18 protein-coding genes, 1 pseudogene and 1 other annotated feature are annotated in these 19,542 nt (G+C 49.4%); of the genes and pseudogenes, 15 read left to right on the plus strand and 4 right to left on the minus strand.

Annotated elements, in window-relative coordinates; genetic code table 11:
• Window positions 1-210 precede the first annotated feature (210 nt).
• The 13 genes and pseudogenes from DXA97_RS22265 (at window position 211) to leuS (ending at window position 15,271) form a co-directional block, all read left to right on the plus strand.
• The gene (locus DXA97_RS22265) at window positions 211-924 is read left to right on the plus strand and encodes a DEAD/DEAH box helicase (protein ID WP_347561604.1); all 714 of its coding nucleotides are present in this window, start codon (window positions 211-213) and stop codon (window positions 922-924) included.
• A complete protein-coding gene (locus tag DXA97_RS12895) occupies window positions 921-2,255 on the plus strand; it encodes a RecQ family ATP-dependent DNA helicase (RefSeq protein ID WP_347561605.1) in 1,335 nt (444 codons plus the stop codon). Before DXA97_RS22265 ends, DXA97_RS12895 begins: the two co-directional genes overlap by 4 nt.
• Before the next feature lie 130 nt (window positions 2,256-2,385).
• Window positions 2,386-3,621, plus strand: coding sequence for a DNA polymerase IV (locus tag DXA97_RS12900; RefSeq protein ID WP_118720535.1), 1,236 nt, complete (start codon window positions 2,386-2,388; stop codon window positions 3,619-3,621).
• Between the two features lie 47 nt (window positions 3,622-3,668).
• Window positions 3,669-4,433 carry a tRNA-dihydrouridine synthase family protein gene (locus tag DXA97_RS12905; RefSeq protein ID WP_347561606.1) on the plus strand — a complete coding sequence of 255 codons (765 nt, stop codon included), beginning with the start codon at window positions 3,669-3,671 and terminating at the stop codon, window positions 4,431-4,433.
• 348 nt (window positions 4,434-4,781) lie between these two features.
• Entirely contained in the window at window positions 4,782-5,171 is a 390-nt protein-coding gene (locus tag DXA97_RS12910; protein WP_118720608.1) for a response regulator, read from the plus strand.
• 78 nt (window positions 5,172-5,249) lie between these two features.
• A complete protein-coding gene (locus DXA97_RS12915) occupies window positions 5,250-6,407 on the plus strand; it encodes an FprA family A-type flavoprotein (protein WP_118720537.1) in 1,158 nt (385 codons plus the stop codon).
• Between the two features lie 169 nt (window positions 6,408-6,576).
• Window positions 6,577-6,963 (plus strand): metalloregulator ArsR/SmtB family transcription factor, encoded by a 387-nt coding sequence (locus DXA97_RS12920; RefSeq protein ID WP_118541015.1) that lies wholly within the window; start codon window positions 6,577-6,579, stop codon window positions 6,961-6,963.
• A 64-nt stretch (window positions 6,964-7,027) separates the two neighbouring features.
• On the plus strand, window positions 7,028-7,252 hold the full coding sequence (locus DXA97_RS12925) for a cation transporter (protein ID WP_118720539.1): 225 nt from the start codon (window positions 7,028-7,030) through the stop codon (window positions 7,250-7,252).
• 36 nt (window positions 7,253-7,288) lie between these two features.
• Window positions 7,289-9,150 (plus strand): annotated as a pseudogene (locus DXA97_RS12930) (heavy metal translocating P-type ATPase).
• Window positions 9,151-9,514: 364 nt separating this feature from the next.
• Window positions 9,515-10,852 carry a type I glutamate--ammonia ligase gene (glnA, locus tag DXA97_RS12935; RefSeq protein ID WP_118720541.1) on the plus strand — a complete coding sequence of 446 codons (1,338 nt, stop codon included), beginning with the start codon at window positions 9,515-9,517 and terminating at the stop codon, window positions 10,850-10,852.
• A 68-nt stretch (window positions 10,853-10,920) separates the two neighbouring features.
• Complete coding sequence (locus DXA97_RS12940; protein WP_118720543.1) at window positions 10,921-11,463, plus strand: ANTAR domain-containing protein; 543 nt, start codon at window positions 10,921-10,923, stop codon at window positions 11,461-11,463.
• A 93-nt stretch (window positions 11,464-11,556) separates the two neighbouring features.
• Window positions 11,557-12,372 carry a diaminopimelate epimerase gene (gene dapF, locus DXA97_RS12945; protein ID WP_118720545.1) on the plus strand — a complete coding sequence of 272 codons (816 nt, stop codon included), beginning with the start codon at window positions 11,557-11,559 and terminating at the stop codon, window positions 12,370-12,372.
• Between the two features lie 147 nt (window positions 12,373-12,519).
• Window positions 12,520-12,795, plus strand: a binding site (T-box leader).
• Window positions 12,796-12,859: 64 nt separating this feature from the next.
• Window positions 12,860-15,271 (plus strand): leucine--tRNA ligase, encoded by a 2,412-nt coding sequence (gene leuS / locus DXA97_RS12950; protein WP_118720547.1) that lies wholly within the window; start codon window positions 12,860-12,862, stop codon window positions 15,269-15,271.
• Window positions 15,272-15,289: 18 nt separating this feature from the next.
• On the opposite strand, the gene DXA97_RS12955 is transcribed toward leuS, so the two are convergent.
• Together DXA97_RS12955 and DXA97_RS12960 are read right to left on the minus strand one after the other, a co-directional pair.
• Window positions 15,290-15,577: a hypothetical protein gene (locus DXA97_RS12955; RefSeq protein WP_118720549.1), complete on the minus strand. Its 288-nt coding sequence runs from the start codon at window positions 15,575-15,577 to the stop codon at window positions 15,290-15,292.
• A 40-nt stretch (window positions 15,578-15,617) separates the two neighbouring features.
• Window positions 15,618-15,902, minus strand: a complete 285-nt coding sequence (locus tag DXA97_RS12960; RefSeq protein ID WP_118720551.1) for a hypothetical protein — start codon at window positions 15,900-15,902, stop codon at window positions 15,618-15,620.
• Between the two features lie 217 nt (window positions 15,903-16,119).
• Here DXA97_RS12960 and DXA97_RS20230 point away from each other — a divergent pair, with 217 nt between their 5' ends.
• The gene (locus tag DXA97_RS20230; RefSeq protein ID WP_182436895.1) at window positions 16,120-16,272 is read left to right on the plus strand and encodes a hypothetical protein; all 153 of its coding nucleotides are present in this window, start codon (window positions 16,120-16,122) and stop codon (window positions 16,270-16,272) included.
• A gap of 167 nt (window positions 16,273-16,439) precedes the next feature.
• Here the strand turns inward: DXA97_RS20230 and DXA97_RS12965 are convergent, their stop codons facing one another.
• Both DXA97_RS12965 and DXA97_RS12970 read right to left on the minus strand, forming a co-directional pair.
• On the minus strand, window positions 16,440-16,664 hold the full coding sequence (locus DXA97_RS12965; RefSeq protein WP_118720553.1) for a chorion class high-cysteine HCB protein 13: 225 nt from the start codon (window positions 16,662-16,664) through the stop codon (window positions 16,440-16,442).
• Between the two features lie 143 nt (window positions 16,665-16,807).
• Complete coding sequence (locus DXA97_RS12970) at window positions 16,808-17,044, minus strand: polya polymerase (protein ID WP_118720554.1); 237 nt, start codon at window positions 17,042-17,044, stop codon at window positions 16,808-16,810.
• A gap of 300 nt (window positions 17,045-17,344) precedes the next feature.
• Between DXA97_RS12970 and DXA97_RS12980 the strand changes: the two genes are divergently transcribed.
• A complete protein-coding gene (locus tag DXA97_RS12980; RefSeq protein WP_118720558.1) occupies window positions 17,345-19,306 on the plus strand; it encodes a VanW family protein in 1,962 nt (653 codons plus the stop codon).
• The last annotated feature ends 236 nt before the right edge of the window (window positions 19,307-19,542 follow it).

The raw sequence follows: 19,542 nt of genomic DNA on the forward strand, positions 1-19,542 counted from the left end.
AAGAAATTGATATGCCCGTAACCGGGCTGAGCAGTACAAAAACAATAAAAGTAGCTGTGTAACCCACCTGGGTAGCAGTAAGGGTGTCATGGACGCACCCCTGAAACTACGGAGCTATGCTTCGTAATCAGATGCTCGGTAATTCAATTGCCAATGTAGTTCACAATGTTGTACAGTACATAATGATTCAGAAAAAAAGTGGGAGTTATCATGAGCAACAATCCGAATACAAAGGATGGGTACCCGGACGATCCATCCTGGGAAAGCCTGTTTGAAATGGCCGGGGACTATGAAGGCCAATACGAAGACCAGTATGAAAACCAATACGAAGACCAGTATGCCGGGGCTGGTCCGGAAACAATGCAGGATTATGATCCGGCAAATTTTTATGAAGATTCCTCGCAGCAGGAAACGCAATACCATACGCCGGAGGAGGCCTTGAAAGTTCTGTTCGGATACGATTCCTTCCGGCCTGGGCAGAAGTCAGTCATCGACAGTATCTTATCTGGAAGGGATGCATTTGCTGTCATGCCGACCGGGGCCGGAAAGTCCGTCTGCTACCAGATCCCGGCTGTCCTGCTTCCTGGCATTACGCTCGTTGTTTCACCACTGATCTCGCTGATGCAGGATCAGGTGAAGGCATTGAACCAGGCTGGCGTTTCTGCGGCATACATCAACAGTGCACTGTCGGAGAAAGCCTTTTTTGAGACCGTGGATAAGGCAAGACAGGGCCGGTATAAGATCATTTACGTCGCGCCGGAGCGTTTGCTCACCGATGGATTTTTAAACCTTGCAAGAGAAGTCCAGATTTCCATGGTAACGGTCGATGAGGCCCATTGTATTTCGCAGTGGGGACAGGATTTCAGGCCAAGCTACATGAAAATCGTGGAATTTGTAAACCTTCTGGCAAACGGCCTGTTATGAGTGCATTTACGGCGACTGCGACAGAGCGTGTGCGGGAGGATATCGTATGCACCCTTGGACTGATCAATCCCTATACGCTGATAACTGGATTTGACCGGGAAAATTTATTTTTCCAGGTGGACAAGCCAAAAAATAAAGACCAGTATATTGTAGATTATATTGGAAAACATCCGGGTGACAGCGGGATCATTTACTGCGCAACGAGAAAAAATGTAGACAATCTGTATGAACTGCTAAAGGGCAGAGGCATCTCGGTTGCGAAATATCATGCCGGAATGGGTGCGGCCCAGCGAAAGCAGATGCAGGATGATTTTGTATTCGATTATACCAGTATCGTGGTTGCGACCAACGCGTTCGGTATGGGAATCGATAAGTCGAACGTCCGGTTTGTCATTCATTACAATATGCCGCAGAGCATGGAGAATTATTACCAGGAGGCTGGCAGAGCGGGAAGGGATGGACTGTATTCCAAGTGTATCCTGCTGTTCTCGCCGCAGGATATCGCGATCAACCGCTTTCTGTTAGACCATAAAGACCTGTCGGATCTCGATTATGCAGACCGGGAAACGGTGAAGGAGCGGGATCTGAGCCGGCTTTTGGTCATGGAACGCTACTGCTATACAACGGAATGCCTGCGTAATTATATCTTAAAATATTTTGGAGAAAACCCGGGAAAGCCCTGCGGGGATTGCGGCAACTGCCTGCGGGAATTTGAAACGCTGGATATGACGCAGGCGGCCAGGCAGATCATAAACTGTGTCTATGAAGCAAAGGGCCGGTATGGAAAGACGATCATCATCGATACGGTGGCGGGAGCAAAGACCGCACGATTAGCGGAAATCGTGGCAAATGCATATAAGTCCTATGGGGTTCTGGCTTCCTTTAAAAGAAACCTGCTGCGGCGTCTGGTGGACCAGCTGGTGCTGGAGGGTTATCTGCAGGTTGGAGACTACCAGGTGATCCGGATGGGAGATATCAGCGCCCTGAAAGATCCGGATACCAAGGTATTGGTTAAGATCACCGATGAGGATAAGATGCCGGAGAAAACGGCAAAACCGAAGAAAACAGCCAGAAGAACGGAAGCACTTACCTCTGCCGGCTTTCAGCTGTTTGATAAACTTCGTACCCTCCGCCTGGAGATCGCCCGGGAAGAGCACGTACCGCCTTATATTATTTTCAATGACAAGACTTTGATTGACATGGCTGCGAAGGCACCTGCTTCCCGGGAAGAAATGCTGGATGTGTCCGGCGTAGGCGAACACAAATATGCGAAATACGGGGAACGGTTCCTTGCTGTCATCGAGGACTGGGCGCGTGTCCGCAAACAGTAGCGGCATGGGCGTAACCGTGATCGATGCATCTACCCGAGGACTGGGCGCGTGTCCGTAAACAGTAGCAGGTGAAAAAAGTGAGAACATTGGAAACAAGTTACGATATACGATAGGAGCGGCGAGATCATATATGGACCGGTTGATTTTTCATGTTGATGTAAACAGCGCATTTTTATCCTGGGAGGCGGCAAAGCGTGTCCGGGAGGGCCTGCCCGATCTTCGGGAGATTCCGTCCTGCATTGGCGGGGACCCGAAGTCGCGGCGCGGCATTGTTGTGGCAAAGTCGATTCCGGCGAAAAAATATGGGGTAACTACGGGCGAACCCGTGTCCATGGCACTGCAAAAATGCCCGGGACTTGTCTGTGTGCCGGGTGATTTTGTGCTTTATGAAAGATGTTCCCATGCTTTTAAGGATATCTGTGCTTCCTATGCACCCGTTATGGAGTCATTTTCCATCGATGAAGTTTTCCTCGATATGAGCGGCACGCACCTGGTCTATCCGGACCCGGTGGCACTGGCACATGAGATCAAAGATAAGATCCGCGATGAGCTCGGATTTACCGTTAACATAGGAATTGGAACAAATAAGCTTCTGGCAAAGATGGCATCGGATTTTGAAAAGCCGGATAAAGTCCATACCCTGTTTCCTTCCGAAATTCCGGCAAAAATGTGGCCACTCCCGGTGCGGGATCTTTTGTTTCTGGGGAAAGCTTCCGAGCAGAAGCTTGTGCAGTCTGGGATCAGAACGATCGGGGAGCTGGCGCATTATCCGGAGGATGGACTGAAACGCCTGCTGGGGGAGAAGGCCGGGCATCAGATGCATCAGTATGCAAATGGCGCCGACGATTCCCCGGTCCGGGCAGAACGGGAAGAAGCCAAAGGCTACAGTGCGGAAACGACGACAGAGGAAGACCTTGTGACCTACGAACAGGCCTTTGCGATATTGCTGGCCCAGTGCGACGTGGTTTCTGCCAGAATGCGTCGTGATGGGAAAAAGTGCAGCTGTGTAGGTGTTACTTACCGGACGCTGGACTTTAAGACAAGATCGCATCAGAAAAAGCTTGCAAATTCTACCGATGTGACGGAAGAAATCTTTGCGCAGGTAAAGACCTTGCTGTATGAATGCTGGAAATGCCAGCCCCTGCGCCTGATCGGCCTTTCCTTAACGGATCTGACGTCAGACGATTTCTGGCAGATGTCGATGTTTGAGGACGACAGAAAGCATGAGAAGCAGAAAATGGTCGACGGGGCGGTCGATGATATCCGCAAGCGCTTTGGCAATGGCATGATCGTACGCGGCAGCACAATGAATACAGCCGCCCAGGTTGCCCGCAAGGCACGAGCGCAGATGGATCATAAGAAATAACCGTTGCTGTTTGCAGATTTGAAATGTGAAGTATACAGGAGACAAATATGGAGTACTTATTTGCGCCGATGGAGGGCATTACCGGCTATGTGTTCCGGAATGCCCATCACCGGCACTTTCATGGAATAAAGGAGTATTACACGCCATTTATTTCCCCAAACCAGACACGGAAGCTGACTCCGCGGGAATTGCAGGATGTGCTTCCGGAGCACAATGAGGGGATTCCGGTCATTCCCCAGATCCTGACCAACAAGGCAGATGATTTTTTGTGGGCTGCAGAGCGGCTGAAGGAGCTTGGATACCGGGAGGCCAATCTGAATCTGGGGTGCCCGTCTGGTACGGTGGTGGCAAAAAAACGCGGATCGGGCTTTCTGGAATATCCGGTTGCGCTTGATGAATTTTTGTACCGGGTTTCAGATGGCATCGAAAGGCTGGATATGGAATGGTCCATAAAAACGCGGATCGGAAAATCGGATCCGGAAGAATTTGAAGAGCTGCTTTCTATTTATAACCGCTATTCCTTAAAAAACCTGATCATCCACCCAAGGGTCCAGACGGATTACTATAAAAATCATCCGCATATGGAAGCGTTTGCCCTTGCGGAACAGGAAAGTAAAAATCCGGTTATTTACAATGGGGATCTGTTTTGCGGTGATGATATAAAAAGGTTTGCGGATGCTTATCCGAAGGTGTCTGCCGTGATGCTGGGGCGCGGGCTTTTAACCAATCCGCACTGGCTGAGGATGCAGCCCGGCTTTCTGAAACGGATAAAGGGACACTTCTTACGGCAGCCGGATCCGGGCGTTCCATGAGGATGTGCTGGAGGGATACCGGAAAGTCATTCCCGGAGACAAGAATGTACTATTTAAAATGAAGGAGCTCTGGACCTATCTGGCGAAGCGTTTGAGGACAGCGCAAAGCCTATGAAAAAGATCCGCAAGGCCCAGCGGATGGAGGAATACCGTGCAGCTGTGGAAGCTCTTTTGCTGGAGAAGCCGGTCTGCAGTGTGCCAAGATTTCCGGGTTGGAATCGCTAGGCTGGGAAATGGGTGGTTTGTAAAACCGCATATGGAAGCCGGAGACAGGCTGAAAGCAGGAAGGAAAGACAGCGGGTATGCATGCGCGTTCAGGGAGCAAATGAGGAAGCGGGGGAAAGAATTATGGCAGTGAATGTAGTTGCGGTGGACAATGCACCGGATCTGCTGGAGAAGATCACATACATTTTCCAGAATATGGAGGGAGTCAATCTGCTCGGGACCTTTGAGGAAGCAGTGGCGGTTGTGGAATTTGTAAAGGAAAATCCGGTAGATATGGTGTTTACGGATATTGTAATGCCAGATATCAGTGGCATCAGCCTGGCCTCGGAGCTTCATAAGCTCGAGTCAGCTCCGGCAGTGGTCCTGATGTCCAGTATCCCGGGCTTTTCACTGGAGGCGTGGAAAATCCAGGCGTATGGTTTTATCGAAAAGCCCTATACGAAACACGATATCGTAAAAATGGTAGAACGCTACCGTATAGAAAAAAATATGGAAAAACAAAATGAAAGTTGACGTGGCTTTTGGGCGGAATTATAATGAGAAAAGCAAAAAAACCAGAATGAAAAAAGCGAAAAATCAGGAGGAGTAATTATGAAAGATATTTCAATTTCCGATGCGGTTCTTTATGTAGGTGCAGATGATAAAACACTGGATATTTTCGAGAGCCAGTACCCAATCCCGAATGGGGTCAGCTATAACTCTTATGTGATCATGGATGAGAAGATAACGGTAATGGATACCGTAGATAAGCGGGCAACCGATGAGTGGTTTGCAAATCTGGCCAGAGTGCTTGGAGACAAAAAACCAGCTTATCTGGTCGTATCCCATATGGAGCCGGATCATGCTGCAAACATCAAGAATTTTGCAGACCGTTACCCGGAGGCAAAGCTCGTAGGAAATGCAAAAACCTTTGCGATGATGGACCAGTTCTTTGAGATGGACCTGACAGACCGCAAGGTTGTTGTAAAAGAAGGTGAGACCTTAAGTCTTGGCGCACACACCCTGCAGTTCTTTATGGCACCGATGGTCCACTGGCCAGAGGTTATGGTAGCTTATGAGCAGAGCGAGAAGATCCTGTTTTCTGCAGATGGCTTTGGCAAGTTTGGTGCACTGGATGCAGAAGAGGAGTGGGATGAAGAGGCAGCCCGCTACTTCCTTAACATTGTAGGAAAATACGGCGTGCAGGTACAGGGCCTGTTAAAGAAGGCCTCTGGTCTGGACATCCAGATGATCTGCCCGCTGCACGGCCCGGTCTTGAAAGAAAACCTGGGCCACTATATCGGAAAATACCAGACCTGGAGCACCTACAAGCCTGAGAAGCATGGTGTAATGGTCGCATATGCCTCCATTCATGGCAATACCGCACAGGCAGCAGAGGAGATGGCAGAAATGCTCCGGGCAAATGGGGAAGAGGCAGAGATCTTCGACCTGGCCCGCACCGACGTTTCTCTGGCAGTGCGCAAGGCATTTTACTATGACCGTCTGGTGCTGGCAGCAGCAACCTACGACGGCGGCGTATTCCCGTGCATGGAAGAGTTTTTACTGCACTTAAAATCCAAAAACTTCCAGAAGCGTACCGTTGGACTCATTGAGAACGGTTCCTGGGCACCGCTCGCAGCAAAGATCATGCGCGGCATCTTAGAGCCGATGAAGGATGTCCATGTCCTGGAGCAGGTGGTAACCATCAAATCCGCAGTGCATGAAGACACCAGAGAAGCCATGAAAGCGATGGCAGATGCGCTGAAGTAAACAATTTAAACATTATTATTAAAGTATTAGGACCGTGGAAGTTGCCTTCGGCACTTCCACGGTCCATTATTTTATGATCAATTGTTATATTTGCTTGACATTCACACAATATGTGGTAATATAAACATATGAATAGTTGTTCATGTGAATGTAGAAACGGAGGAATGCTATGACTGAGGCGGAAAAAATCCAGATCGAGCAGGAAGTGGAAGAGGGCTCCTGCGAATTCATGCATGTTCATGAGGAAATCGTGAAAAAAGTGGAAGGCGTCATGCCGGACGAGCAGCAGCTTTTAGACCTGTCAGAGTTTTTTAAGGTGTTTGGGGATTCTACCAGGATCAAAATCCTGTACGTCCTCAGCCAGTCGGAAATGTGTGTCTGTGACATTGCAACACTGCTGCAGATGGGGCAGTCGGCGATTTCCCACCAGCTCAGGGTATTAAAGCAGATGCGTCTGGTATCATTCCGGCGCGACGGAAAAACCGTATTTTATAAGCTGGCCGATGCCCATATCCAGGCAATCCTGGCTCAGGGCATGGAGCATATCAGCGAGTAGGACGCAGTGGAACATGAAAATAATAAAAATACAAAAAGAAAATGATAGAAAAGGAGATCATATCATGAAGAAGATCATCAAATTAGAGGGTTTATGCTGTGCAAACTGTGCTGCAAAGATTGAGGAGGGCGTGAAAAAATTAGATGGCGTGAACAGCGCCAGCTTAAGCTTTATGACCCAGCGTCTCATTATGGAAGTAGAGGACGGCAGAGAAGACGAGCTGGTTGAGGCAGCAAGAGCCGTGGCTGCAAAGATTGAACCGGAGGCTGAATTTAAAGTGCTTCGTTAGTCTGGCTATTCTAATCTCGCACGGAAAGGAAAATCTATGACAAAAAAACAGAAAAAAATGGTGATCCGCCTTGCGGTCAGTGCCGTTTTCTTTGTGATTGCCATGAGTTTGGAAAAAAAGGTTTCCTGGGCCTGGATCCCATTTGTATTATCGTATCTTGCAGCAGGCTATGATATTCCGCTGCGTGCCTGCCGGAACTTAAAAAACGGGCAAGTGTTCGATGAAAATTTTCTGATGACCATTGCTACGTTTGGCGCTTTTGCAATCGGCTCCCTGGAAGAGGCGGTTGCGGTCATGCTGTTTTATCAGGTTGGTGAGCTTTTCAACGACTATGCGGTGAATAAATCCAGAAAGTCTATTACCGACCTGATGGATATCAACCCGGAATATGCCAATCTGTTAAGAGATGGCGCAGAAGAGCAGGTCGATCCTTACGAGGTGGAGATTGGTGATACCATCATCATCGGCCGGGAGAGAAGGTCCCGTTAGACGGTATTGTGCTGGAGGGAAGCTCCACACTGGATACCAAGGCGCTGACCGGGGAATCGATGCCGGAAGAGGTAAATGCCGGACAGAATATCGTGAGCGGTTCGATCAACTTAACCGGTGTCTTAAAGGTACAGACCACAAAGCTCTTTGACGATTCAACCGTAGCAAAGATCCTGGAGCTGGTGGAAAACGCAAGCTCCAGAAAGGCAAAGGCAGAGGCCTTTATCACCCGCTTTGCCCGTGTATACACACCGGCAGTTGTGATCTTAGCTGCACTTCTGGCGGTGCTTCCTCCGCTTGCTTTGGGTGGGGCATGGAGTACCTGGGTTTACCGTGCGTGCAGCTTTCTGGTTGTTTCCTGCCCGTGCGCACTGGTTATTTCTGTTCCGCTGAGCTTTTTTGGCGGTCTTGGGGCAGCATCCAGACAGGGCATTCTTATGAAAGGAAGCAACTATCTGGAAGCCATGGGCAGTCTGGATACGGCAGTGTTTGATAAAACAGGTACCCTGACAACCGGTAAATTTGAAGTGACTGATGTTGCACCGGTGCATGGCAGCAGGGAAGAACTTCTGGAGCTGGCTGCACTTGGGGAGTACAATTCCAACCACCCGATCGCGCTGTCGGTTAAGAAGGCTTATGGAAAAGAGGCAGATACCAGCCGGATCGGTGAAGTGGAAGAAATCTCCGGCCATGGTATCCATGCGCAGATCCTGAAAGATGGGGTCTGGAAGAATCTGTACATTGGAAACCAGAAGCTGATGGACAGCCAGAAGGTGAAGGTGGATACTCCTGCAGCAGTCCTTGGGACCACCCTGTATCTTGCAGAGGAGGACACCTATTTAGGCTGTATCGTGATCTCTGACAGTGTCCGCCCGGATGTTCCGGCTATGCTGGCAGGGTTAAAGAAGCAGGGCGTAAATAAGCTGGTCATGCTGACCGGAGACAAAGAAGAGGTTGGCAAAAAGGTGGCAGAATCCATTGGGATTACCCATGTATTTGGAAACCTTCTCCCGGGCGATAAGGTTGCAAAGGTGGAGCAGCTTCTGAAAGAAAAGCCGGAAGGAAAGACGCTGGCCTTTGTCGGGGACGGCATCAACGATGCGCCGGTTTTAGCCCGTGCAGATGTTGGCATTGCTATGGGCGGAATCGGATCCGATGCGGCAGTGGAGGCAGCCGATGTAGTCATCATGGATGATGAGCCGTCCAAGATCGTAGATGCGATCTGCATTGCCCGAAAAACCGTAGGGATCGTGAAACAGAATATCATCTTTGCAATCGCGGTAAAAATCCTGGTGCTGGTCCTGGTTGCCCTTGGTTATGTAGGCATGTGGGCAGCAGTATTTGGCGATGTTGGTGTTTCGGTGCTTGCGATCCTGAATGCGATCCGGGCTTTGAGCTACAAAAAATAATGCAAGTTCTGGCACACCTTAGACCGTAGGGCATTACAGGAATGTGCAATGGCTGCAATAATAAAAAGTTATGCCAGATAAGAATATTTGGCATAGGAAACAGAAATAGTCTCATGTTGACAAAAAAGAGGGAAGCTGTTATCATCAGTAACATGAAAATCCCTTTGTTGTTGGTGCAATGGGACGTAACGGAACGAGGGCGTTTCAGAAAAGCCGTGAATGCGGCTTTCTTGGTGCCCTCGTTTCTTTGATTTCATATGATCATGTCGGAGTCAAAAGGTCAAAAATCCTCATGCGAGCAAGCTTGCACCGGATTTCCGGCCTTTTGTTCCTGGTATCATCATATCATGGAAGGGAGATTGGCATGAGCAGATATACAAAAAAAGATATTATCCGCATGGCGGAGGAGGAAGATGTGGAGTTCATCCGCCTTCAGTTTACAGATATTTTTGGAATGCTGAAAAATGTAGCGATCACGGTAAGCCAGCTGGAAAAGGCATTAAACAACCGCTGCATGTTTGATGGTTCTGCCATAGAAGGATTTGTCCGGATCGAGGAATCCGATATGTACCTGTACCCGGATCTGGATACCTTTGCGATTTTTCCGTGGAGACCGCAGCAGGGTAAGGTTGCCCGCCTGATGTGCGATGTATACCGCCCGAATGGCGAGCCGTTTGAGGGGGACCCGCGTTATGTGTTAAAGAAGGTATTAAAAGAGGCCGCTGATATGGGCTATGAGTTCCACGTGGGGCCGGAGTGTGAGTTCTTCTTATTCCATACCGATGAGGAAGGAAGACCGACCACCAATACCCACGAAAATGCCAGCTACTTTGATGTAGGTCCGATCGATCTGGCTGAAAATGTGCGCCGGGACATTGTCCTGAATCTGGAGGATATGGATATTGAGGTGGAGGCTTCTCACCATGAGATTTCTCCGGCCCAGCATGAGATCGATCTGGAATATACCGAAGGCCTGATGGCGGCTGACAATATCATGACCTTTAAAATGGCAGTCAAGACCATTGCAAAGCGTCATGGACTCCATGCAACCTTTATGCCGAAGCCAAAGGCTGGCGTAAATGGTTCCGGCATGCACATCAATATGTCTTTGGGCGATGTACACGGCAACAACATGTTTGTGGATGAGAGTGACAGCCTTGGCCTGAGCAAGGTGGCATACCAGTTTATGGCTGGAATTCTGGCTCACATTAAGGAAATCACGCTTCTGACGAATCCGCTTGTTAATTCTTATAAGCGTCTGGTCCCGGGCTATGATGCACCGGTCTGCATTGCCTGGTCTTCCCTGGCAAACCGCAGTGCCCTGATCCGCATCCCGAGCTCCAAGGGTGACAGCACCCGCATTGAGCTGCGCTGCCCGGATTCTGCCGTGAACCCGTATCTGGCACTTGCAGCCTGCCTTGCAGCTGGCCTGGATGGCATCAAAAAAGAGATGACCCCGCCGCCGAGTGTGGACCGAAACGTGTTTGCCCTGACAGACGAGGAAATCCGCAGCCTTGGTATCGAGCAGCTGCCGCAGACGCTCGGAGAAGCCATCGATGCCTTTGCCGGCAGTAATTTTGCAAAAGAGCTGCTTGGAAACCACATTTATACCAAATATCTTGAAGCAAAGAATTCAGAGTGGAAGAAATTCCGTGCAGAGGTAACGGACTGGGAGGTTCAGGAATATTTGTATAAGTTCTGATCCGGCCATGTCTGGTTATGGAAACAGCTTTCAGAATCACCGGATAACAAAACCTGGAGGTGAGTAGTTTGGCGAATATCATTGTGGCATTTTCCAAGCCGGAAGACGCAAAAAGCATAAAAAACATACTGCTGAGAAACGGCTTTCCAGTGATCGCTGTATGCACCTCCGGAGCGCAGGTACTGTCTCAGCTGGATGATCTAAACAGCGGGATCATTGTGTGCGGTTACCGTCTGACGGATATGCTGTATTCGGAGCTTCATGACTGCATGAGCCTGGAATTCAGTATGCTGATGATCTCATCCCCAAGCAAATGGTCGGCCGGTACCCCGGAGCAAGTGGTCTGCCTGCCGATGCCCTTAAAGGTGCATGATCTGGTCGGAACACTGGAGATGATCGTCCAGGCGCAGGAGAGACGCAGAAAGAAGCTGCGCCAGCAGCCGAAGCAGAGAGATGAGAAGGAGCGGGCCATCATCAACCAGGCGAAGGCCCTTCTTATGGAGCGCAACAACATGACAGAGGAAGAGGCACACCGCTACATACAAAAGTGCAGCATGGACAGCGGGACCAATATGCTGGAGACGGCCCAGATGGTCATCAGTCTGATGTAAGGAGAAGGTGGCAGATCCTGCAAACGTTTTGCGGATGCTGGCTGTGTCAGACAGATGATTTACAGAAATAAAAAAATACAGTTGGAGGAGTTTATGAAATTTACAAAAATGCAGGGAATCGGAAACGATTACGTCTATGTGAACTGTTTTGAGGAGACCGTGGAGGATCCGGCGCGCGTGGCAAAGCTGGTGAGTGAACGTCATTTTGGCATTGGTTCCGATGGCCTGATCCTCATCTGCCCGTCTGAGGTGGCAGATTGCCGCATGCGGATGTTCAACGAGGATGGCAGTGAGGGCAGTATGTGCGGAAACGGCATCCGCTGCGTCGGAAAATATGCGTATGATCATGGAATTGTAGACAAGCCGCAGATCTCCGTGGAAACCCTTGGCGGCATCAAATATCTGGATATGCAGGTGGAAAACGGAAAAGTCAAAACCGTAAAAGTAGATATGGGGGTTCCCAAACTGACCAGTGAGCTGCCGGAGAAAATCCAGATCGAAGGAAGAATCCTGGAATTTACCGGAATCGATGTGGGAAATCCGCATGCCGTTTATTATGTCGACGATGTGGACTGCCTGGATTTAGAGAAGATCGGACCGGCTTATGAGATGCATGAGCGCTTCCCGGACCGGGTGAACAGTGAGTTTATCCGTGTGATCGACCGGACCCATCTGCAGATGCGTGTCTGGGAGCGGGGTAGCGGGGAAACCTGGGCCTGCGGAACCGGAGCGACGGCCAGTGCCGTTGCGAGCATGATGCTGGGACTGGTAGAGGATACCGTGGAGGTCCAGCTGATCGGCGGAAACTTAGAGATCACCTGGGACCGCGAGAGCGGACATGTGTTTATGACCGGACCGGCGGTGGAGGTATTCTCCGGCGAGATTGATCTGGGGCAGTATGAAAAGTAAACAAAGACCTGCCAAAGCACCGGCAAAATCCCGTTGCCGGGCACATGCGCACGGAAGCATGACGAAATCCACCCTTGACACAGATTTCCAATTATGCTAAATTAAAAGGCATGGAAATGTTACCGTTCGTTTCTATGAATAGTAACGGAAAATGCAATGAAGGGAAAAAGTATGCGTGACGGACTTTTCAGAGAGCTGCCGGAAGGTGCAAGACAGTAAGAATGTGCGCAGAAACTGGTCTCGGAGCAGCCCGCCGAACCCTTTTCGTTTCGTAATGGTTTCGTATTCATACCGTTGCGTTTCTAGTGGAAAGTAGGCCGGGACGGACATCCGCCGTTATCGGATCAAAAGCGCATGCGAAAGCATGAAGCAGAGTGGTACCGCGTAAGGATCAAAAGCGAAAGAATATCCTGCGTCTCTGACACTAAGTCCAGAGGCGCATTTTTTATTGCTTTCATTCCTTAAAAAGCAATCAGGAGGAAGAATCATGGCAAGTTACAACCATAGCGCTATTGAGAAAAAGTGGCGTGAAAACTGGGAGAAAAACCCGATCAATGTCAATGACGGCAAAAAGCCGAAATATTACTGCCTGGATATGTTCCCGTATCCGTCCGGCAGCGGACTTCATGTAGGTCACTGGAGAGGCTACGTTATCTCCGACGTATGGAGCCGTTACCAGATGTTAAAGGGCCATTATGTCATCCATCCGATGGGCTGGGACGCATTTGGTCTTCCGGCAGAGAACTATGCGATCAAGATGGGCGTTCATCCGGCAAAATCTACCGCTGAGAACATCAAGAACATCAAACGCCAGATCAACGAGATCGCAGCAATTTACGACTGGGATATGGAAGTAAATACTACCGATCCGGAGTTCTACAAATGGACCCAGTGGATCTTTGTACAGATGTTCAAGAAAGGCCTTGCTTACGAGAAAGAGTTCCCGATCAACTGGTGCCCATCCTGTAAGACCGGTCTGGCAAACGAGGAAGTAGTAAACGGTTGCTGCGAGCGCTGTGGTTCCCCGGTTACCAAGAAGAACCTGCGTCAGTGGATGTTAAAGATTACCGCTTATGCGGACCGTCTCTTAAACGATCTGGACAAGCTTGACTGGCCGGAGAAGGTGAAAAAGATGCAGAGCGAGTGGATCGGCAAATCCTACGGTGCTGAGGTTGATTTCCAGGTTGAGGGAAGAGATGAGAAGATCACTGTTTACACCACCCGCCCGGATACCCTGCACGGAGCTACTTTCATGGTACTGGCTCCGGAGCATGCTATGGCAAAGAGCCTGGCTACCGACGAGACCAGAGAGACTGTTGAGAAATACATCTTCGATTCTTCCATGCGTTCCAACGTAGACCGTATGCAGGACAAAGAGAAGACCGGCGTATTCACCGGAAGCTATGCGATCAACCCGTTAAACGGTGCAAAGGTTCCGATCTGGCTGTCCGACTATGTACTGGCAGATTACGGTACCGGCGCGATCATGTGCGTACCAGCTCACGATGACCGTGACTTCGAGTTCGCTAAGAAGTTTAACATCCCGATCATCCAGGTTATCGCAAAAGACGGCAAAGAGATTGAGAACATGACCGAGGCTTATACCGAGGCATCCGGCACCATGATCAACTCCGGCGACTGGAACGGTATGGAGTCTTCCGTACTGAAGAAAGAAGCTCCGGAAATGATCGAGAAGATGGGCTTTGGTAAGAAGACTGTCAACTACAAGCTGCGTGACTGGGTATTCTCCAGACAGCGTTACTGGGGTGAGCCGATCCCGATCGTTCACTGCCCGAAGTGCGGCAACGTAGCGGTTCCGGAAGAGGAGCTTCCGTTACGTCTTCCGGAGGTTGAGAGTTATCAGCCGACCGGTACCGGTGAGTCACCGCTTGCTGCCATCGATGAGTGGGTAAACTGCAAGTGCCCGCAGTGCGGAGGACCGGCAAAGAGAGAGACCAATACCATGCCGCAGTGGGCTGGTTCTTCCTGGTACTTCCTGCGTTATGTGGACAACCACAACGACAAAGAGCTGGTTTCCAAAGAGAAGGCTGATAAGTATCTGCCGGTTGATATGTACATCGGCGGCGTAGAGCATGCAGTGCTGCATCTTCTCTACTCCCGTTTCTACACCAAGTTCCTGCACGACATCGGAGTCGTAGATTTCGATGAGCCGTTCAAGAAGCTGTTCAACCAGGGTATGATCAATGGTAAGAATGGTATCAAGATGAGTAAGTCCAAAGGAAACGTGGTTTCCCCGGATGACCTCGTAAGAGATTACGGCTGTGACGCACTGAGAATGTATGAGCTGTTCGTAGGACCGCCGGAACTGGATGCAGAGTGGGATGACCGCGGTATCGAGGGTGTTTCCCGTTTCTTAAGCCGTTTCTGGAACCTGGTTCAGGACAGCAAGGATAAAGAGGTAGCTGAGACCAAAGAGATGGTTCGTCTGCGTCATAAACTGGTATTCGATATCGAGCAGCGTTTCAACCAGTTCAGCTTAAATACTGTGGTATCCGGTTTCATGGAGTACAACAACAAGCTGATCGAGCTGGCGAAGAAGACCGGCGGTATCGATAAAGAGACCTTAAAGACTTTCACTGTTTTACTTGCTCCGTTTGCACCGCATATCGGCGAGGAAATCTGGCAGGAGCTCGGCGGCACCGACAGCGTATTCCACGCTCAGTGGCCGGAGTGCGACGAGGAAGCCATGAAGGATGATGAGATTTCCATCGGTGTTCAGGTCAACGGTAAGGCAAGAGGCGTTGTGACCATTCCGGCAGACGCTTCCAAAGAGGTTGCCCTTGCAGCAGCAAAAGAGGCTGTTGCAGACAAGATCACCGGAACCATCGTAAAAGAAATCTACGTACCGGGCAAGATCATCAACATCGTTTGCAAATAAGAATTTCGAAAATGGCTGTCAGGAGGACCTGGCAGCCATTTTTTTTGCGAGGATATGCAGCATTTCAATCTTCTTTTTTTCATCGGGAGGCATATTTGCCGTGATGATGGAAACCAGAAGCTCCGTTTCTGCATCAGTGAAAGAAATGCGCTTCTTTTTTGCATCCGCCTGAAGGGAGAGCAGGACTGGGAGAAGCTGTTCTTTTGACTGGGAAGAGAGCTGCTTTGCAAGGGCTTCTATGTACTGCAGCTTGACCGGGTCCATATTTGCAAGTCTTGGATCATTTTTCCATTCACCTGTGTTCATAATACCTCCTTGATGATCTGAAAATTTTCCAGCATCTCGATCATTTCCCGTCCTTCGGACTGGCATACGGTTTGATGATCTGCAAAAGCTGCATGGGAGTTGTGGGCTTTGGGGCAGAAGGAGAGAGCCCCATGGCAGAGACCTCTTCTTCCTCGAAGATGGACTGTGCCCGTTTTACCTCCTGAACCTTTACAAAGAGAGAGAAGACCCGCTGCTGTGCAACTGGAAGATAGGGAATGGCAGCCTTTAACATCTGCAGCCTGGGGTCCGCTGTTAAATAATCAAAGTCCGTCATTTTGAACTGGTTTTCATTCTTTTCATTCATAAAAGAACCCTTGTGTTGCTGTATGCACAATGCGTGAACGAACAGCAACGTCCTTGTCTTTTTGAAACAGTATATGCAGTGGAATCCCATATCATGCGGAAGCATACGTGCATATCATAGAGTAGAAGAGAAACTGACCTGAACTGGATGAAGCATGATTGTTTATGTTTTGCGCAGGCAATCAGAAAGAATCCGGTCCAGGAGCCGGAGTGATGGAATGAAAACGAGACTGATCATAGATGGAAATGCAGTATATGAGATTGATGAAGAGTGTGAAGCCTGTCTGCGTGGACGGAAACTATTTCTGGAAGAAGAGAAGCAGAAAGAAAAAGTGAAGGAAAAAGAACAAAATAAAGAAGAACAAAAATAAAGAAGAGGATAAGGACCGTTAAAAAAGCTTCCCCACCAGTCCGGGAGGGGAAGCTTTGAGAGCGCTGTGTCCGCATGCGTGTCGTGTCAGGCAGTGCATGCTGGCATTACGCCCGCATACGTCTCAGAGCGCGTTTATTGTCATAGTTCCTGCATATGCGAAAGATACTAGCAGAATCCTCCACATCCGCCATTGCCGCCGCCACAGCAGCATAACAGCAGGATGATCCAGATCCAGTTACAGCCGTTATTATGTTCGCATCCGCATCCGGAACCAAATCCGCTGCCGCCACAGCAGCATAAGATCAGGATCAGCCAGATAATGTTACAGCCATTTCCTCCTGAATTACAGTCACATCCACATCCACAGTTTGTTGCAGCCAGATCGCTCATATGAAAAGCCTCCGAAAAGATATTTACAATCCATCATATGAGATGTGGCCTGTCACTGTTTCCGGTTTTGCGAAAACAATTTAGCTTTTTGGATTCTGCAAAAAAACGGCACCGCCATAGAAATGCGGTGCCGTTTGTAAAAATTATTCGCCCTGATACATATATTTGATCAGACGGTCAATATCTTCTTTGTCCTGGGCAACAATGTCGAGCTCTTTGATATAGCCGTTGGAGAATATGGTTGCCATGGAAAGATACTGGGACAGCTTGGATTTTAAGTTGATGCGGTCACCTTCCGGAGATACCAGCTCAACCGGTCCTTTGCACTGATCGATGATTTTGAAGAAGCTTTCTACGTCGTTGATATTCTGAATTTTCATTTAGGATCCCTCCTATGTGCTTTTACTTACTTGGTTATCTTTTTGACAAGCAAAAGTATAGCAAAACTTTAACAATCCTGCAATTGCCAGAATTTCCAAAAATGTACGGAAATAAATACAGATTCAATGCAGAAATACAAGAAATGCCGTGCTGGGAAGGGAAAATTACCGTCAAAAAATATAATAAAAAATTCCTTGTTTTTTCTAAAAATTAGTGGTTCTTTTTTTGAACGGATATGTTATACTGTCTTAGTGCGTTATGAGCGTAAAGATTATTATAGAAGAAACACAGGTGAAATCATGAATCAGTACGAGAATGGCAGAAATTCCGGAACAGGGCGCTCCAGGGCCAGAAGCAGTTCCTATTCCGGCAGCGGAAGAAGCACTTCTGCTGGAAGACAGACAAGAACATCGGCTACAGGTGGAAGAAGCAGTGCAGGAACATCGTCCAGAAGTACCGCTCCGCGAAGCACAGCTGCAAGGGGAACTACGGCTGGCACTGCAAGACGCAGCACGGGAAGCAGAACATCTGCATCTTCCAGAACAGACCGTTATTATAATGAAACAAGAAGACCTTCCTCCGGGCGGCGGGGCGGCAGACGCGGAGGCAAGGGACCGGATTTTGTGAAGCTTGCCATTGCCGGTGTCGTTTTGATCCTGGCTATTTTCTGCGTTACGCTTTTAATAAAGAAGGTAACCGGTTCAAAACCAGGCCAGACAGAGGCTGAAACGGAAATCACGGTTCCGGAGACAGAGCTGGAAAAAGAAGTAACGGTGGACGGCATCAATATTACCGGTATGTCCCGCGAGGAGGCAAAGGCTGCGATCTTAAAGGACTTCCCATGGGCCATGAAGGTGACCTGGCAGGACCAGAACTACGATGTAAACGATCTCATGTCTGCAAAGGTTGATGCGATTTTACAGGAAATCTATACTGGAGAGCCAAAGGAAAGCTATACGCTGGATACGACTGGTCTGGAGGAGGCCGTTGCAAAAGAGGCGGAGAGCGTGGCAGCACTCTGGAATAAAAAAGCAAAAAACGGTTCCATCTCTGAGTATGATTCCCAGAACGATAAGTTTTTATTTAAAGGGGCAGAGAATGGTCTGGAAGTAGACCAGGAACAGTTAAAGACGGATATCCAGGCGGCTTTAAACCGCAAGGATTTCAGCGCATCCATTGCAGCGACGGTAAATGAGGTAGAACCGGAGTTTTCCGAGGCAACCGCAAGGGAAAAATATAAAACGATCGGAACCTTTACGACCAATACAACTGCAAACCAGAAGCGAAACACCAATGTAAAATTGGCAGCGCGGGCAATCAATGGCATTGTGCTCCAGCCGGGAGAGGAGTTTTCCTTTAACAACCGGGTGGGAGAGCGTACCGAGGCGAAGGGCTATCAGGCAGCCGCAGCTTACAATAACGGTGAAGTGGTACAGGAGATTGGCGGCGGTGTCTGCCAGGTTTCCTCCACCATGTACAATGCAGTCGTGAAGGCAGGACTGAAGACGACCATGCGCCGTTCCCATACCTTTGAGCCTTCCTATGTAACGCCGGGAACCGATGCAACCGTAAGCTGGGGCGGACCGGATTACAAGTTCGTGAATAACTCCAGTGCGGCCATCGGTATCCGCGCAAGCTATTACAATCAGACCTGTACGGTATCCATTTATGGAATCCCGGTGCTGGAGGATGGCGTGACCCATTCCTTAAAGTCCACAAAGCTCAGCGAGACCGACCCGCCGGCTCCGACCTACGAGGAGGATCCGACACTTGCACCTGGCACGGAAAAGGTGAAGAGTGCAGGAAGCAAGGGCAGCAAGTGGGAAACCCGCCTGATCGTAACGAAAAACGGAGAGGTGGTCAGCCAGGATGTAGACCACAGCGTCACCTATAAGGGCCATACCCCGGTTGTATTAAGAAACAGCAGCGGTACCACGGCAGCAGCTGCATCGTCCGCAGCAGATGCTTCTAGCTCTGCAGCAGATGGAACTACCGTAGCACCATCCAGTGCAGCAGCGGGCTCTTCCTCTGCAGGAGAAAGCCATAAGGCCAGTGAGGCAGCAACCACGGCAGCTTCTCACACAACCGCGGACAAGACAACAGCCGCAGACAAGACAACGGCAGCATCCCAGCAGCAGGTATCCCATCCGACAGCAGCCGATTCCGGCAACAGCAGCTCCGGTGGCAATAGCTCCGGAAATGCGCCGACAGCAGCCGATTCCGGCAATGCACCGACGATCGCACCGAATCCGGGTGTGTAAAAACAAACTGGAAAAGAAATCCGGACCTGTAGAAAAATTAACAAAACAGAAGCGCTTTTTTGCGGCGCTTCTGTTTCTTTTTTTCAACAGAAAATCCAGGAATAAGCAATTGCTAACTTTGGTTTTGGGCAGATTGTATGCAAAATAATACGCGAATTTCCTGTTTTCGTGTTTGCAAATCGATAAAAAGTTGCTATAATATACACAGGTCAGTCTCCTTATGCGAGGAGACTTCT

It is taken from the genome of Clostridium sp. OF09-36 (genome assembly GCF_003481985.1).
Lineage (GTDB): Bacteria > Bacillota > Clostridia > Lachnospirales > Lachnospiraceae > Brotaphodocola.

What these genes read in the sequence shown, in the direction of transcription:
- DXA97_RS12895 (WP_347561605.1), top strand. Translation starts at nt 921, where the DNA reads ATGAGTGCATTTACGGCGACTGCGACAGAGCGTGTGCGGGAGGATATC.
- glnA (WP_118720541.1), top strand. Translation starts at nt 9,515, where the DNA reads ATGAGCAGATATACAAAAAAAGATATTATCCGCATGGCGGAGGAGGAA.
- DXA97_RS12915 (WP_118720537.1), top strand. Translation starts at nt 5,250, where the DNA reads ATGAAAGATATTTCAATTTCCGATGCGGTTCTTTATGTAGGTGCAGAT.
- DXA97_RS12900 (WP_118720535.1), top strand. Translation starts at nt 2,386, where the DNA reads ATGGACCGGTTGATTTTTCATGTTGATGTAAACAGCGCATTTTTATCC.
- DXA97_RS12925 (WP_118720539.1), top strand. Translation starts at nt 7,028, where the DNA reads ATGAAGAAGATCATCAAATTAGAGGGTTTATGCTGTGCAAACTGTGCT.
- DXA97_RS12970 (WP_118720554.1), bottom strand. Translation starts at nt 17,044, where the DNA reads ATGAAAATTCAGAATATCAACGACGTAGAAAGCTTCTTCAAAATCATC.
- DXA97_RS12960 (WP_118720551.1), bottom strand. Translation starts at nt 15,902, where the DNA reads ATGAATGAAAAGAATGAAAACCAGTTCAAAATGACGGACTTTGATTAT.
- DXA97_RS12905 (WP_347561606.1), top strand. Translation starts at nt 3,669, where the DNA reads ATGGAGTACTTATTTGCGCCGATGGAGGGCATTACCGGCTATGTGTTC.
- dapF (WP_118720545.1), top strand. Translation starts at nt 11,557, where the DNA reads ATGAAATTTACAAAAATGCAGGGAATCGGAAACGATTACGTCTATGTG.
- leuS (WP_118720547.1), top strand. Translation starts at nt 12,860, where the DNA reads ATGGCAAGTTACAACCATAGCGCTATTGAGAAAAAGTGGCGTGAAAAC.
- DXA97_RS12955 (WP_118720549.1), bottom strand. Translation starts at nt 15,577, where the DNA reads ATGAACACAGGTGAATGGAAAAATGATCCAAGACTTGCAAATATGGAC.
- DXA97_RS20230 (WP_182436895.1), top strand. Translation starts at nt 16,120, where the DNA reads ATGAAAACGAGACTGATCATAGATGGAAATGCAGTATATGAGATTGAT.
- DXA97_RS12980 (WP_118720558.1), top strand. Translation starts at nt 17,345, where the DNA reads ATGAATCAGTACGAGAATGGCAGAAATTCCGGAACAGGGCGCTCCAGG.
- DXA97_RS22265 (WP_347561604.1), top strand. Translation starts at nt 211, where the DNA reads ATGAGCAACAATCCGAATACAAAGGATGGGTACCCGGACGATCCATCC.
- DXA97_RS12910 (WP_118720608.1), top strand. Translation starts at nt 4,782, where the DNA reads ATGGCAGTGAATGTAGTTGCGGTGGACAATGCACCGGATCTGCTGGAG.
- DXA97_RS12920 (WP_118541015.1), top strand. Translation starts at nt 6,577, where the DNA reads ATGACTGAGGCGGAAAAAATCCAGATCGAGCAGGAAGTGGAAGAGGGC.
- DXA97_RS12965 (WP_118720553.1), bottom strand. Translation starts at nt 16,664, where the DNA reads ATGAGCGATCTGGCTGCAACAAACTGTGGATGTGGATGTGACTGTAAT.